This is a genomic window from Micromonospora sp. WMMD956, from assembly GCF_029626125.1.
Classification (GTDB): Bacteria; Actinomycetota; Actinomycetes; order Mycobacteriales; family Micromonosporaceae; genus Micromonospora; species Micromonospora carbonacea.
Window position 1 is genome coordinate 2,077,797 of sequence record NZ_JARUBI010000005.1, and the last position, 13,882, is coordinate 2,091,678.

Consider the following 13,882-nt stretch of genomic DNA (forward strand, 5'->3'; position numbering starts at 1 on the left):
CGGCGTCAGGGTCATCTTCAGCATCGATCGCCGACGATTCCGGCGGTGGTGCGGAAGGGCCCCTCCGGCACCGCCGAAGGTCCCGACCCCGAGCCTCAATTCTCCACAAATCAAACTATTGGTGCATATGCTCGAAAGGGTGCCGGGGCGGCCGGTAGGGCCCACCCGGGAGGTCGGACGGGGGTGTCGACACGATGTCGACGGTGCACCGGCGGGGCGCGGGACACGAACCGGCCGTCGCCGACGTGGCCGACGGGCCGGCGGCCGGCAACCAGGCCGGCGGGACGACGACCGGCGGCCAAGCGGGCGACCCGGCCGGCAGGGCGACAGCCGGCGACCGGGCCGGCAGGGCGCACGGTGCGCCGACCGGCGAGTCGACGCACGGCGCGGCGACGTCCGGCGGGGCGACGTCCGGCGGGGCGACATTCAGCGGGACGCACGGCGGGGCGACGTTCGGCGGGGCGCACGGCTGGTCGGTCGGCGACGCCGTCGGTCGCCGGGGCGACGACGCGGTCGGGCGGCTCCGGGACGAGCAGGGCTGCGTCGCGACGGCCCTGCGGCTGGGCTGGTGGATGGCCGACGCCTACCACCACGCGCAGACCGCCGACCTGTCGACGCCGCAGCGACGCCCGGGCGGGCCGCCGGTGAAGCTGACCAACCTCACCGAGATGTCCGGCCGGCGGCGGCTGCGGATGTACCTCGACGGGATCGACGTCGCGCTGGCCCAGATCGCCGAGCTGACCGGCACCGGCGCCACCGCGCCGTCCGCCGCCGCCGTCCGGGCCGCCACCCCGGCCGAGGCGACCCCGGCAGCCGGGGCGACGACGGTCCCGCCCGCCGCGGCGGTCCCGGCAGCCGGGGCGACGATGGTGGCCGAGGTGGCGGCGCTGCTGCTCGCCCTGGACGACCTCAACGTGGACGTGCTGCGCTGGGCCATGGCCACCAACCCCCGGGTCGGGCTGGCGTACCGCCTCGGCCGGTCACTGGCCGACACCGTCCGGCACGGCGAGGCCGAACAGGTGCCGTGGCGTTTCGCCGGCCGGCAGCACGAGATCAGCCGGTGGCTCGACGAGCTGGCCAGCGTGCTGCCGCCGTACTCGGCCGCCGTGGTGCGCCGGTCGCTGCGGGCGTGGGCCGACGCGGTCGCCCGGGCCCGGTCGGGCGATCCGGCCGAGGCCGGCCTCGGCGAGTTGGCCCGCGAGCTGCGCAACCAGGGCGACCGGTGGCGCAACGTGCTGACCGGCGGGCTGCACCCGCGGGACCTGCTCGACGAGGAGGACTACGCGGTCGTCGCCCGGAACGTGATCATCCGGGACCGGAAGCTGGCCGTGCAGGCGGCCCGGGGGATCTTCTGGCCCGTGCTCGTACCCCTGCTGGTGGTGCTGTTCGCGGTGGTCGGGGTGAGCGCCGCCGCGGCGGCCGGCTCCCCCGCCACCCGCGCGGCCGTCGCCCTGGTCGGGCTCGGTGCCGGGCTGACCGCGGTCTGGCGGACGGTGTCCGGACCGGCCCTCGCGGTCGCCGGGGAGGTGAACCGGCCGCTGCTGGAGGGGGAGCTGACCGTGCGGATGGCCCGGCGGGTCGACGGGCCGCTGGCCGACGCGCGGGCCGCCGCCCGCGCCCGGCGGCAGGGCCACCCGGACCAGGTCCCCGGAGGATCGAAATACGTTGCCGGCCTCTCCCCCGCCGACCTACCGTGATCGCGCAAGGTCAACCAGCCAACCGGGAGACGGCCATGTCGTTGTCGCACGTCAGAGGCGTGCCGTCGGTGTCATCCGTCGACGGTTGCCGATTCGCCGCACCCCGGGACGGGCGGCCCGGCTGACGCGCGTCCGCACGCGTCGAGCCGCCCGTCCCCGCCGGACCCGGGCGGCTCTTCGCTGTCCGGCCCGCCCCACCGTCGCCCCTGGAAGGAGACCCGGTGGACGCCGTCCTCGTCATCAACGCCGACCTCGGCCCGCTGCACCGGGTCACCGTCCAGCACGCGATCCGGAGGCTCTGCCGGCGGGTCGCCGAGATCCACGAGGCCGAGCCGGACCGGGTGATCGGGGCGGTGACCGGCCGGCCGGCGGGAACGGGGGGCCGCGTCGGGGGTACGCCCCGGCGCAGCACCCGCCGGCCCCGGCCGACCCACCGAAGGCGGGCCCACAGACGGCAGCGCCACCACGGGCAGGCCCACCGCAGCCAGGGCCACCGGCGGCGCGGTCAGCGCTCGGTCTCTCGTACCCTCGGCACCACCTTGCCGTTGGCGCAGCTCGCCCTGATCTCGCTGGCCCGGGTCGCGGAGCCGAGCACGACGCGGATCTCCCGGGCGGGGCCCGGCACGTACTCCTCGACCTGGTAGCCGTCCGCGGGCACGGTCGACGTCACCGCCGCGCTCCGGCCCGTGCAGGAGACCCGGACGGTGCCGCCGTTCGCGCGCACCGCGACCGCCGGCGGCTCGGCGGGGCCCGGCTCGGCCGGGTCGTCGCCGGTGCCCGGCGCGGGTGGCGACCCGGACGCGGACGTGGACGGGACCGCCGACGGCGACCTGCCCGACTCGGCGGGGGCCGACGGGCCCGGGGCACCGCCGCCCGGGGTGGGGTCGCGCGTCGGGCCGCCCGGGCGCGGCGAACCGCCGTCCCCGCCGGGCAGGCCGACGTCGCCGGTGGGCCGGCCCCCGCCGACGGGGGCGACGACCTCGTCGGCGGAGGGCGCCGGCGACCCGGTCGGACCGGCCGTCCCGGGCCGGTTCGGGCGGGCCGAGTCGGCGAGCGAGCCCGCGGTCGCCACGGCGATGACCAGCGCGGCGCCGACAACGAGCAGGGGCCGGTACCGCCGCCGGGCCGGACCCCGACGGGGCGCGGGGCGCGGTGTCGGCCCACGCGGCGCGTCGCCGGGGCCGGCCTCCGCCCCGGCCACGGCACCGGACCGGTCACCCCCGCCGGACCGGTCGACCCCGCCGGGAGCCGGGCCGGCACCGCCAGCAGCGGCGGCGGGGGCCGGCTCGGGCCGGGCCGCCTCGGCGGCCCGCATCCGGGTGACCACCGCCGCCAGTCGCGCCGCCGTCTCCTCGGCGGACGGCCGGGCGGCCGGATCCTTGGCGAGGCAGCGCCGGCACAGCTCGGCCACCTCGGCCGGCACGCCGTCGACCGGCGGCAGGGGCCTCGGCTCGACGTAGACGTGGGCGCGCAGCATCTGGGTGGGGGTGTCGGTCGCCCAGGGCAGCTCGTCGGTGAGCACGAGGTGGACGAGCAGCCCGAGCGCGTAGACGTCGGAGGCGGGCACCACCTCCCCGGCGTCGAGCCGCTCCGGGGCCAGGTAGGCGGGGGTGCCCAGCAGCCGGCCGTCGAAGTCGATCTCCGGCTGGCCGACGGCGGCGGCCGTGCCGAAGTCGACCACCTTCGCCCCGGACGGCGTGAGTACGACGTTGGCGGGCTTGACGTCGCGGTGCACCAGACCCCGCGCGTGCGCCGCGGCGAGCGCGGCGGCCACCTCGGCGCAGATCCGCAGCCCCTCCACCGCCGGCAGCGGCCCGTCGTCGAGCCGCCGGGCCAGGGTGGGACCGGGCAGCAGCTCCATCACCACGTACGGCGCGAGCTCGCCGGTGCGGGTCAGCGCCTCGCCGTAGTCGTAGACGTTGGTGACGTTCGGGTGCGAGAGCCGGGCGGCGGCCGTCGCCTCGGCCCGGACCCGTCGGCGGGCGGCCCGGTCCGAGCCGAGCAGCACCTTGACCGCCACCTCGCGTTCCAGCAGCTCGTCGTACGCCCGGTGGACCACCGCCGTGCCGCCCTTGCCGATGCGATCTCCCAGGCGGTACCGGCCGTTGAGGAATTGATCGATCTGCACCGGCACAGCGTGCCAGCACGGGCCCCGGCACACCAACCGATCATCGAGAGAGCCCGATCGGGCAGGTCAGGGCCCGGGTGCCGGGCGTTCCGGTGTGGACGGTCCGTCGGCGGCGGGCGGGGCCCAGCCGAACCGGGGCGCCCGACGCCCGTTGGCGGCCGCCGCCCCCTCCCGGGCCTCGCCGCTGTCCCGGACCTGCCCGTGCCACCAGGCGATCCGTTCCGCGTCGGCCCGGTCGTCGACGATCTCCTTCGCGGCGGCGACGGTGAGCCGGGAGCGCTCGGCGATCGTGGCGGTGAGCGCCGCCACCCGGGCGGCGAGCCCGTCCGGCGGCAGCACCTCGTCGACCAGCCCGATCCGCAGGGCCCGCTCGGCGTCGATCAACTCGGCGGTGAAGAGCAGGTGCTTCGCGGCGGACGGGCCGACCAGCCGGGCCAGCCGCCGGGTGGTGGGCGCGGGATAGACCAGGCCGAGCCGGGCCGGGGGCACCCCGAACCGGGCGTCGGCGGCGGCGAGCCGCAGGTCGCAGGCCACCGCGAGCTGACAACCGCCCCCGACGCACGCGCCCTCGATGGCGGCGACGGTCGGCCGGGCGAACGCGGCGAGCCGCTCCTCGGCGGCGACGGCGATGCTGGCGTCACCGGCGTCGAGCAGTTCGTCGAATTCGCGGAGGTCGGCCCCGGCGCAGAAGGTGCCGGCAGCGCCGGTGAGCACCAGCGCGCGGACCCGCTCGTCGGCCTCCAGCCGGTCCAGCAGCACCGGCAGCCGCCGCCACATCGCCGGGGTCATCGCGTTGCGCCGGCCCGGGTTGGAGATCACGATCGTGGCCACCGGGCCGGCCGTCCCGACGGTCAGCTCCGCGTCCGGCACCGCCACCATCCCCCGACGATAACGACGTGGGCCCGGCGACCACCGAGTGGGTGGCCGCCGGGCCGGGAGACGGTACGGCTACGTCAGGCGACGTCGACCGCGGTGTCGTCGACGACGAAGGACGTCTGGAGCGAGGCGTCCTCGGTGCCGGTGAACTTCAGGGTGACGGTCTGGCCGGCGTACGAGGCCAGCGAGAAGGACTTCAGCGCGTACCCGGTGGCCTTGTTCAGGTTCGAGTACGTGGCCAGGGTCGCCAGCACCGTCCCGGACGAGTTGAGCACCTGCACCGTGAGCTTGTCGTACTGGGTGCTCGTGGTGCTCTCGGCCGAGTCGATGTGCAGCCAGAAGCTGAAGTTGTACGAGGTGCAGCCGGCCGGCAGGCTCACCGACTGGGCGAGCGTGTCGGTGTGGCGGCTGCCGTAGCCGTTCAGCCAGGCGCTGTAGGTGCCGGTGCGGGCGGGCTGGTCGGAGCCGTGCTGGGCGATGACGCCGGAGGAGGCCGTCCACACCGTGTTGCCGGACTCGAAGCCGGCGTTGCCGAGCTTCTGGCCCGCGCCGGTGCAGCCGCCGCCGACGCTGCTCACGGTCAGCGTGTAGGTGGCCGTGTGGTTGATCGAGGTCCCGGTGCCGGTCACCGTGACGGTGTAGGTGCCCGCCGGGGTGCTGGTGCTGGTGGCGATGGTGAGGGTGGACGACGCGCCCGAGGTCACCGAGGCCGGGCTGAACGACGCGGTCGCGCCGGAGGGCAGGCCGGACGCGGAGAGCGCGACGGTCTGCGCGGTGCCGCTGGTGGTGGCGGTGGCCACGCTGGTGCTGGCGGAGCCGCCGGCGGTGACCGAGCCGGAGGTCGGCGAGAGCGTCACGGAGAAGTCGTTGCCGGTCGACGAGCAGGGCGCGTCGCTGCCGGCCACGTTCACCGCGGTCCACGCCGCCTGGACGGCCTTGTACTCGGTGGAGCAGCTGCCGTACAGGTCGGTGGCCGCCCGCAGGGTGTACGCCCGCGCGGTGTTCGCCGGGTTGCTGGTGTTGACGTACGACGTGTTGGAGGTGAAGTACACGTCGAGCGCGCGGAACCAGATCTTCTCGGCCTTGGCCCGGCCGATGCCGGTGACCGCCGGGGCGGAGCCGCAGACCGGCGAGGTGCCGTACGCGGTCGCGCCGGTGCCCTCGGCGAGGTTGAAGTAGAAGTGGTTGCCGACGCCGGAGGAGTAGTGCACGTCCTTGTTCTTGGTGCTGGTGGACCAGCACGAGTCGGACGAGCCGTCCAGCGACGGGTTGTACATGTAGCGCAGCGGCGTGCCGTTGCCGTTGATGTTGATCTTCTCACCGACCTGGTAGTCGCCCGGGTCGCTCGGCGCGGCGGCGTAGAACTCCACCATGTTGCCGAAGATGTCGCTGGTGGACTCGTTGAGGCCGCCGGACTCGCCGGAGTAGACCAGGCCGGCGACGGCCTCGGTGACACCGTGGCTCATCTCGTGGCCGGCGACGTCGAGGGAGACCAGCGGGCGGGAGTTGCCGGAGCCGTCGCCGTAGGTCATCCGGGAGCCGTCCCAGAAGGCGTTGACGTAGTTGTTGCCGTAGTGCACCCGGCTCGGCACACCCTGGCCGTTGCCGAAGATGCCGTTGCGGCCGTGCACGTTCTTGAAGTAGTCGAACGTCTTGGCGGCCCCGAAGTGGGCGTCGACGGCGGCCGACTGCCGGTTGGAGTTGGCGCCGGTGCCCCACACGTTGTCGGCGTCGGTGAAGGTGGTGCAGGTCGACGTGCCGTTGTTCATGTCGCAGGTGGAGCCGTTGCCGCGCACCGGGTCGATCATCTGGTACGTGCTGCCGGAGAGCGTGGTGTCGACGGTGACCGCGCCGGTGTAGATGCCGGTCCCGCTGCCCGCGACCGACTCGATCTCGTCGTACGAGCCGATGAGCGCGCCGGTGACCGCGTCGGTGATCACGTGCAGCTTCGACGGGGTCTGCTTGTCGGCCTTCCAGCCGGAGACGACGGTCTCCCAGGCCAGGCGGCCCTTGCCGGAGCTGGCGTCGACGAAGAGCTCCGGGGCGCCCACGGCGGTGAGCGAGCCGGAGAACTGCTTGCGCGCGGCCGCCTTGGCCTTGGCCGAGGTGACCTTCGGGCTGGTGCCGAGGGTCAGCGGGGCCGCGAGGCCCACCGACGCGCCGGCGTACTGGCCGTTGGCCGTGGCGTGGATGACGAAGTCACCGCCGTAGACGCGCAGGCCGTGGTAGGTGCGGGTGTAGCGGGTGTGCGAGGCACCGCTGCCGTCCACCTTGGTCCGGACGACCTGGTAGGCCTCCGCGCCGGTCCCCTGCACGGCGCCGGGGTTGGCGCGCAGGACCGAGTCGGCACGGGCCGCGGCGGCGGCGTCCGGGGTGGGGGCGGCGGGAGGGGCCGCTTGCGCCGTGGTGGTGACGCAGGCGAGCAGGCCGCCGGTCAGCAGCGCTGCGCTCGCAGCGGCGAGGGTTTTCTTCACGTGCCCTCCTGGCAAGGAATGTGTGACGGGGGTAGTCACGCATGTAGATATAGAGTCACATCAACGAAAGGGGAAGCCTGGCGGCGTTATCAGACACCAACACTGGCCGAACGGATGAGTAACAGCAGGTGACGGAACCGGGCCGAGTCCGGACACGTCCTACCAATATGAGATCGACTCTCCTCCGCGCCGCCCTCGTCGCCACCGCCGTCACCGCGTCGCTGGCGTCGGTCGGATGCTCCGCCGGCGACCCGGGCGCCCCCACGTCGGCCCCCTCCGGCGTCACCGGGCCGACGCCCGCCCCGGGCGCGCCGACCACCGGCCCGGCGGGGTCCGCCGAAGGCCCGGCGACCACCGCCACCGCCGCCCCGGTGGCCGCCGACCGCGTGGTCGTGCGGCGCTCCGGTGGCTACGGCGGGCTGGACGACACCGTCACCGTCGAGCCGGACGGCCGGTGGACGGCCGTCGACCGGGCCGGCGCACGGCGGACCGGCCGGTTCACCGGGAGCGACCTCGACCGGCTGCGGCAGCTCGCCGCCGCCCCCCGGCTCGCCGAGGGCGGCACTGACGACGGGGACGGCCGCTGCGGCGACGCCTTCGAATACCGGGTCAGCCTCGGCGGCACCACGGTCGACTGGACCGACTGCCCGGTCGCGGGCACGCCGCCGCAGGCCGCGGCGGCGCTGGCCGAGTTCGTGCTCACGGCCGCCCGCTGACCCGGGGTGGCGGCCACCGCCGGCGACGACGCCCCGCCGGGGGGTCAGAAGCGGTAGGCCGCCGGGAGGCCGGTGGCCCGCAGGCCCGGCGGCAGGTGGGACACGTCGTTGACCGCGACCAGGGTCGCCGGGCCGGCCGAGTGGTAACGGATCACGGTCAGGCCGGCGTTGTGGTGGCCCAGCCCGAGCCAGCGCCCCGGCGGCGCGTCCAGCGCGTGCCGCACCAGCCAGGCGATCAGGAAGGTGTGGGTGACCACCAGGACCCGGTCGTCGCCGTCGGCCGGCACGGCGGCGAACCGGGCCACGGCCGCCGCCGTCAGCCGCGGCCCGTCGACCCGCTCGGCCGGCGAGTAGGCGGCCAGGAGCCTCGCGTACGCCGGGGGCAGGCCCGCCGGGTCGGTGTCGTGCGGCAGGTGGTCGCCGGCCAGTTCGGTGGCGCACACCGGGACACCGGGCAGCGACCGGGCGACCAGCCCGGCGGTCTGCGCGGCCCGGGGCAGCGGCCCGTGGTGGACGGCGGCGAACGGCACCCCGCGCAGCCGCTCGCCGAGCAGCTCCGCCTGCCGCCGGCCCCGGGCGGAGAGGCCGACCTCCGGCGGGTCGCCCGAAGCGCCGTCGGGCCCGCCCTGCCCGTCGGCGGGCCGGTCCTGCTCGCCGTGCCGGGCCAGGAAGAGCAGGCGGCTCGCCATCGTCACCTCACCGGTCGGGAAGCGCGATGCTAACCCGCGCCCCCCGACGCCCCGCCGGCCCGGCCGCGCGAGAAGGGCTCAGCCGCGCGGGAACATCTGCCCGACACGAATCTTGTTGCCGAACGGGTCCCGGATGCCGAAGTCGATCCCGTACGGGCGCTCGGTCGGCTCGTCGGTGATCTCCACGCCCTTGCCGACCAGATCCTCGTACGTCTTGCGCGCGTCGTCGGTGGTCATGAAGAGGTAGCCGCCCAGCGCCCCCTTGGTGAGCAGCTCCCGCACCTGCTCGGCCGTCGCCGGGTCGAGGGCGGGCGGCCCGGGCTTCTCCAGCAGGATCTCCCGCTCCGGGTCGCCCGGCAGGTTCACCGTCAGCCAGCGCATGAAGCCGAGGTCGGCGTCGGTGTTGACCTCCATGCCGAGCTTGCCCACGTAGAAGTCGAGCGCCTCGTCCTGGTCGAGCACGTAGATCTGGGAGCGGCTGATCGCGTTCATCGTCATGCCCGGAACGCTATGCGCCCACCCTGACCTGGTGCTTATCCAAAACTGCTGGGTCGCGTCCAGGCCCTCGCGAAGCAGGTGGGCACGTCCGCCGGAGCCCTGCCCCGCCGGTACGCCGTCGGCGATTCGCCCACGATCCGGTGGAACGTCCGGCTGAACGTGCCGAGGCTGGCGAACCCCACCGCGAAGCAGATGTCGGTGACGTCACGGTCGGTCTGGGTGAGCAGGTACATGGCCCGCTCGACCCGGCGGCGTTGCAGGTAGCGGTGCGGGGTCTCGCCGAAGGTGGCCCGGAAGGTGCGGATGAAGTGCGCCGACGAGACGTACGCGATCCGCGCCAGGGCGGGGATGTCCAGCGGCTGGGCGTACGCCCGGTCCATGGCGTCGCGGGCGCGCAGCATCGCCCGGTTGGACTCCTCCACGGCGCGGCTCATCCCACCCCCGTCGCGCTACGGTCGCTGTTGCTGTCACGGCACCGGGACGGCCCGGCAGGACGCCGGAACCGCCTTGTGGGACTGGAGCCCCCGGCCGGGATCGAACCGGCGACATCTCGCTTACAAGGCGAGTGCTCTGGCCAGCTGAGCTACAGGGGCGCATCGTGCGTGGTCAGCATAAGCGACAGAGCTGCGAACATCCCCCTCGGCAGCCCCTCCGAGCACGGAAAACGCAATCTTTCCGGCCCGGGAGGCAACGGTTCGTCGCCGGCCCACCGTAACGGTGCGGAGATTGATGCCCGGCTGTGCCCGACTGACCGGAATGTGTATGCCGTCCGTCGCACCCGATGCTTCATGTCTTGGCAGGTTACGAAAAGCCGTTTACCGTGCAGTGACACGGATGACACTTCCGGCGGTCCCCGACTGCCCGGCGTGTCGCCCGATGGCCGGCGTCACACGACGCCGGTCGCTCCTTCACTCGGATCGTCCGGCACGTTCCTGCCGGTGAAAGGAAGCGCTCCAGCATGGCCACGGTCACCTACGCGAAGGCGTCCCGCATCTACGCGGGCACCGAGCGTCCCGCAGTGAACCAGCTCGACCTCCAGATCGGGGACGGCGAGTTCCTGGTCCTGGTCGGCCCCTCCGGTTGCGGCAAGTCCACCAGCCTGCGCATGCTCGCCGGCCTGGAGGACGTCGACGACGGCGCGATCTACATCGACGACCGCGACGTCACCCACCTGCCGCCGAAGGCCCGCGACATCGCGATGGTCTTCCAGAACTACGCCCTCTACCCGCACATGTCGGTGTACGAGAACATGGCGTTCGCGCTCAAGCTGCGCAAGACCCCCAAGGACGAGATCGACCGGCGGGTCAAGGAGGCGGCCGGGCTGCTCCAGCTGGAGGAATACCTCAGCCGCAAGCCGAAGGCCCTCTCCGGCGGTCAGCGCCAGCGGGTCGCGATGGGCCGGGCGATCGTCCGCGAGCCGCAGGTCTTCCTCATGGACGAGCCGCTGTCGAACCTCGACGCCAAGCTCCGGGTGCAGACCCGTACCCAGATCGCGTCGCTCCAGGCGAAGCTCGGCATCACCACCGTCTACGTCACCCACGACCAGGTCGAGGCCATGACCATGGGTCACCGGGTGGCGGTCATGCTCGACGGCGTCCTCCAGCAGGTGGACACCCCCCGGGCGCTCTACGACACCCCGGCCAACGTCTTCGTCGCGGGCTTCATGGGCTCCCCCGCCATGAACATCAAGACCGTGCCGTTCAGCGAGCGGGGCGCGGCGTTCGCCGAGATGAACATCCCGCTGACCCGCGAGCAGGCCGAGGCGGCCCGCGCCGAGGGCGGCAACAACAAGGTCACCGTCGGGTTCCGCCCGGAGGACTGCGACCTGGTCAGCCCGACCGAGGGCGGCATGCCCGTCGTGGTCGAGCTGGTCGAGGACCTGGGCTCCGACGCGAACGTCTACGGCCACGCCGCGCTGGAGGGCCACAACGAGCGGTTCGTGGTCCGCACCGACCGGCGCACCATGCCGAACATGGGCGACACCGTGTTCGTCAAGCCGCGCGCCGGCCGCACTCACGTCTTCAACGCCGCCACCGGCAAGCGGATCTGACGCAGCAGCACCAGAGGGGGCGGTCCGCCGGGTGGCGGGCCGCCCCTTCGCGTACGCCCGCCGCAGCCGGACGCACGGCGGGCCGCCCCCTTGGGTCAGGGGACGGCCCGGCGTGGCGGACGGATGTGGTGGGGGTCAGGACCCCGCGGCCCGGCGGCGGGCCACCTCGGCGAGGGTGACCGCCGCGGCGACGCTGGCGTTGAGCGACTCCACGTCGGAGACCATCGGAATGCTGACCGTCAGGTCGCAGGTCTCGCCGACCAGCCGGGACAGCCCCCGCCCCTCGGAGCCGACGACCACGACCAGCGGACCGACGGCGACCTCCAGGTCGTAGAGGTCGGTGTCGCCGTCGGCGTCCAGGCCGACGACCATGAACCCGGCCTCCTGGCACGCCTTGAGCGACCGGGTCAGGTTGGTGACCTGGGCGACGGGCACCCGCGCCGCCGCGCCCGCGCTGGTGCGCCAGGCGGTCGCCGTGATCCCGGCGGCCCGCCGCTCCGGCACGAACACGCCCTGCGCGCCGAACGCGGCGGCGGACCGGATCACCGCGCCGAGGTTGCGCGGGTCGGTGACCCCGTCGAGGGCCACCAGCAGCGGGGCCGTCTGCTCCAGCGCGGCGGCCACCAGGTCCTCGAACGTCTCGTACGCGAACGGCGGCACCTGGAGGCCGATGCCCTGGTGCAGCACGCCGCCGGTCATCCGGTCCAGCTCGGCCCGGCTGACCTCCAGGATGGCGATGCCCCGGTCGGCGGCGGTGCGGACGATCTCGGTGACCCGGTCGTCGATCTCGATGCCGTGGGCCGTGTAGAGCGCGGTGGACGGCACCTGGGCGCGCAGCGACTCCAGCACCGGGTTGCGCCCGACCAGCAGCTCCGGGCTGTCCTTCGCCGGGTTGGACTTGCGGCCCGGCGCGACCCGGGGGCCGGTGCGCCCGGCCGGCTTGCCGCCCCGGCCGCCGGCGCCACCCCGCAGGGTCGGCACCCCCCGGCCGCCGCCCCGGCCCCAGGTGGTGTCCTTGGTGCCCGGCTTGCCGATCTTCGGGGTACGCCCCTCCTCGGCCGCCGCCCGGCGCTCCTTGTCCTGCTTCCAGGCGGTGCGCTGGGGCAGCTTCTCGGTGCCCGAGTAGGCCTTGTGCCAGGGGCGCTCGTCGGCGGGCAGGGTCTTGCCCCGGCCCGCGAGGGCGTCCTTGTTCTTGCCGCCGGAGCCCTTGGGGGCGCCCGCCTTCGACGTCAGTCGCCGGCCACGGCGCTGCGAGTTGCCGGCCATCAGTCCTGCTCTCCAATAGTCCAACGGGGGCCCTGGGGGGTGTCCTCGACCACCACGCCGGCCAGCTTGAGCTGGTCGCGGACGGCGTCCGCGGCCGCCCAGTCCTTACGGCTGCGGGCCTGCGCGCGCTGTTCCAGGGCCAGCGCGACCAGTGAGTCGACCACGCCGCGCAGGTCGTCCACGCGGCCGCCGCCGGTCCATGCCTCGTCGAGGGGGTCGATCCCGAGGATATCCAGCATCGCCCGCGCGGAGCCGAGCGCCGTGCGGACGGTCACATCGTCGCCGGCCGCCAGGGCGGTGTTGCCCTCCCGGAGCACCTCCTGGAGCACCGCGAGCGCGGCCGAGGTGTTCAGGTCGTCGTCCATCGCGGCGACGAAGCCGGCCGGCAGCTCGCCGAGCCCGCCGGGGCCGACCCGCTCGGCGGCCCGCTGGACGAACCCCTCGATCCGGCGGAAGCCGCTGGCCCACTCGCGCAGCGAGTCCTCGGTGTAGTCGATGTGCGACCGGTAGTGCGCCGCCGCGTAGTAGTAGCGCAGCTCGATCGGGCGCACCCCGAGCGAGGCGACGTACGCCAGGTCGAGGGCGTTGCCGAGCGACTTGCCCATCTTCGCCCCGCCGATGCCGAGCAGCCCGTGGTGCACCCAGTAGCGGGCGAACGGCAGGCCGGCCGCCTGCGACTGGGCGATCTCGTTCTCGTGGTGCGGGAAGGTCAGGTCGAGCCCGCCGCCGTGGATGTCGAACTCCTCGCCCAGGTAGCGCCAGCACATCGCCGAGCACTCGATGTGCCAGCCGGGCCGCCCCCGCCCCCACGGCGACGGCCAGTAGGCGTCGGCCGGCTCGTCGGGCTTCGCGCCCTTCCACAGGGCGAAGTCGCGCGGGTCGCGCTTGCCCCGCTCCGGGGCGTCGTCGGCGGCCTGCATCGCGTCGGGCGACTGCCCGGACAGCGCGCCGTAGGCCGGCCAGGACGCCACGTCGAAGTAGACGTCACCCGAGCCGTCGGTGGCCGGGTAGGCGTGCCCGGTGTCGATCAGCTTCGCGATCAGCTCGTGCATCTCGGGGATGTGCCCGGTGGCCCGCGGCTCGTACGTCGGCGGCAGCACGTTCAGCGACCGGTAGGCGGCGGTCAGCGCCCGCTCGTTGGCGTACGCGATCGACCAGAACGGGCGGTCCTGCTCGCAGGCCTTCACCAGGATCTTGTCGTCGATGTCGGTCAGGTTGCGGATGAACCGCACCTCGAAGCCCCGGGCCAGCAGCCAGCGGCGCAGCACGTCGTAGTTGACGCCGGAGCGGAGGTGGCCGATGTGCGGGGGACCCTGGAGAGTGAGACCACACAGATAGACCCCCACCTTGCCGGCTTCCCGCGGGACGAAGTCCCGCACCGATCGGGTGGCGGTGTCATACAGGCGTAGCGTCACGGCTCCAGGGTAGCCGTCCACACGTTGCCGGTTCGCCCCGCGCCGGGTCGTCCGGCGCCCCGCGTTCCCGGTT

Annotated in this window: 11 protein-coding genes, 1 tRNA gene and 1 pseudogene; 4 read left to right on the forward strand and 9 right to left on the reverse strand. The window is 74.3% G+C overall.

What is annotated here, in order from left to right; genetic code table 11:
* Positions 1-194 precede the first annotated feature (194 nt).
* Both O7628_RS09580 and O7628_RS09585 read left to right on the forward strand, forming a co-directional pair.
* Complete coding sequence (locus O7628_RS09580) at positions 195-1,697, forward strand: hypothetical protein (protein ID WP_278129715.1); 1,503 nt, start codon at positions 195-197, stop codon at positions 1,695-1,697.
* A gap of 221 nt (positions 1,698-1,918) precedes the next feature.
* Positions 1,919-2,047 (forward strand): annotated as a pseudogene (locus O7628_RS09585) (HNH endonuclease); the annotation flags it as partial.
* A 155-nt stretch (positions 2,048-2,202) separates the two neighbouring features.
* Here the strand turns inward: O7628_RS09585 and O7628_RS09590 are convergent.
* From O7628_RS09590 to O7628_RS09600, 3 genes are all read right to left on the reverse strand, one after another.
* Positions 2,203-3,825 carry a serine/threonine-protein kinase gene (locus tag O7628_RS09590; protein ID WP_278129717.1) on the reverse strand — a complete coding sequence of 541 codons (1,623 nt, stop codon included), beginning with the start codon at positions 3,823-3,825 and terminating at the stop codon, positions 2,203-2,205.
* Positions 3,826-3,891: 66 nt separating this feature from the next.
* Positions 3,892-4,701: an enoyl-CoA hydratase/isomerase family protein gene (locus O7628_RS09595; RefSeq protein WP_278136266.1), complete on the reverse strand. Its 810-nt coding sequence runs from the start codon at positions 4,699-4,701 to the stop codon at positions 3,892-3,894.
* A 77-nt stretch (positions 4,702-4,778) separates the two neighbouring features.
* Positions 4,779-7,175 (reverse strand): M4 family metallopeptidase, encoded by a 2,397-nt coding sequence (locus tag O7628_RS09600; protein ID WP_278129719.1) that lies wholly within the window; start codon positions 7,173-7,175, stop codon positions 4,779-4,781.
* A gap of 167 nt (positions 7,176-7,342) precedes the next feature.
* On the opposite strand from O7628_RS09600, the gene O7628_RS09605 reads away from it, so the two are divergent.
* Entirely contained in the window at positions 7,343-7,891 is a 549-nt protein-coding gene (locus O7628_RS09605; protein WP_278129720.1) for a hypothetical protein, read from the forward strand.
* 44 nt (positions 7,892-7,935) lie between these two features.
* On the opposite strand, the gene O7628_RS09610 is transcribed toward O7628_RS09605, so the two are convergent.
* The 4 genes from O7628_RS09610 to O7628_RS09625 form a co-directional block, all read right to left on the reverse strand.
* A complete protein-coding gene (locus O7628_RS09610) occupies positions 7,936-8,580 on the reverse strand; it encodes a histidine phosphatase family protein (RefSeq protein WP_278129722.1) in 645 nt (214 codons plus the stop codon).
* Positions 8,581-8,658: 78 nt separating this feature from the next.
* Positions 8,659-9,078 (reverse strand): VOC family protein, encoded by a 420-nt coding sequence (locus O7628_RS09615; protein WP_074472330.1) that lies wholly within the window; start codon positions 9,076-9,078, stop codon positions 8,659-8,661.
* Between the two features lie 35 nt (positions 9,079-9,113).
* Positions 9,114-9,512, reverse strand: coding sequence for an AraC family transcriptional regulator (locus O7628_RS09620; RefSeq protein WP_278129725.1), 399 nt, complete (start codon positions 9,510-9,512; stop codon positions 9,114-9,116).
* 82 nt (positions 9,513-9,594) lie between these two features.
* Positions 9,595-9,671 (reverse strand) — tRNA-Thr (locus tag O7628_RS09625).
* 365 nt (positions 9,672-10,036) lie between these two features.
* On the opposite strand from O7628_RS09625, the gene ugpC reads away from it, so the two are divergent.
* Complete coding sequence (gene ugpC / locus O7628_RS09630; protein ID WP_091277939.1) at positions 10,037-11,128, forward strand: sn-glycerol-3-phosphate ABC transporter ATP-binding protein UgpC; 1,092 nt, start codon at positions 10,037-10,039, stop codon at positions 11,126-11,128.
* A 135-nt stretch (positions 11,129-11,263) separates the two neighbouring features.
* Here the strand turns inward: ugpC and rlmB are convergent, their stop codons facing one another.
* Together rlmB and cysS are read right to left on the reverse strand one after the other, a co-directional pair.
* A complete protein-coding gene (rlmB, locus tag O7628_RS09635) occupies positions 11,264-12,394 on the reverse strand; it encodes a 23S rRNA (guanosine(2251)-2'-O)-methyltransferase RlmB (RefSeq protein WP_278129728.1) in 1,131 nt (376 codons plus the stop codon).
* The gene (cysS, locus tag O7628_RS09640; protein ID WP_278129730.1) at positions 12,394-13,809 is read right to left on the reverse strand and encodes a cysteine--tRNA ligase; all 1,416 of its coding nucleotides are present in this window, start codon (positions 13,807-13,809) and stop codon (positions 12,394-12,396) included. Before cysS ends, rlmB begins: the two co-directional genes overlap by 1 nt.
* Positions 13,810-13,882 lie beyond the last annotated feature (73 nt).

Excerpts from the sequence above, each read along its gene's own strand:
- O7628_RS09580 (WP_278129715.1), top strand. The coding sequence starts at position 195 with ATGTCGACGGTGCACCGGCGGGGCGCGGGACACGAACCGGCCGTCGCC.
- O7628_RS09605 (WP_278129720.1), top strand. The coding sequence starts at position 7,343 with ATGAGATCGACTCTCCTCCGCGCCGCCCTCGTCGCCACCGCCGTCACC.
- O7628_RS09610 (WP_278129722.1), bottom strand. The coding sequence starts at position 8,580 with ATGGCGAGCCGCCTGCTCTTCCTGGCCCGGCACGGCGAGCAGGACCGG.
- O7628_RS09615 (WP_074472330.1), bottom strand. The coding sequence starts at position 9,078 with ATGACGATGAACGCGATCAGCCGCTCCCAGATCTACGTGCTCGACCAG.
- O7628_RS09620 (WP_278129725.1), bottom strand. The coding sequence starts at position 9,512 with ATGAGCCGCGCCGTGGAGGAGTCCAACCGGGCGATGCTGCGCGCCCGC.
- ugpC (WP_091277939.1), top strand. The coding sequence starts at position 10,037 with ATGGCCACGGTCACCTACGCGAAGGCGTCCCGCATCTACGCGGGCACC.
- rlmB (WP_278129728.1), bottom strand. The coding sequence starts at position 12,394 with ATGGCCGGCAACTCGCAGCGCCGTGGCCGGCGACTGACGTCGAAGGCG.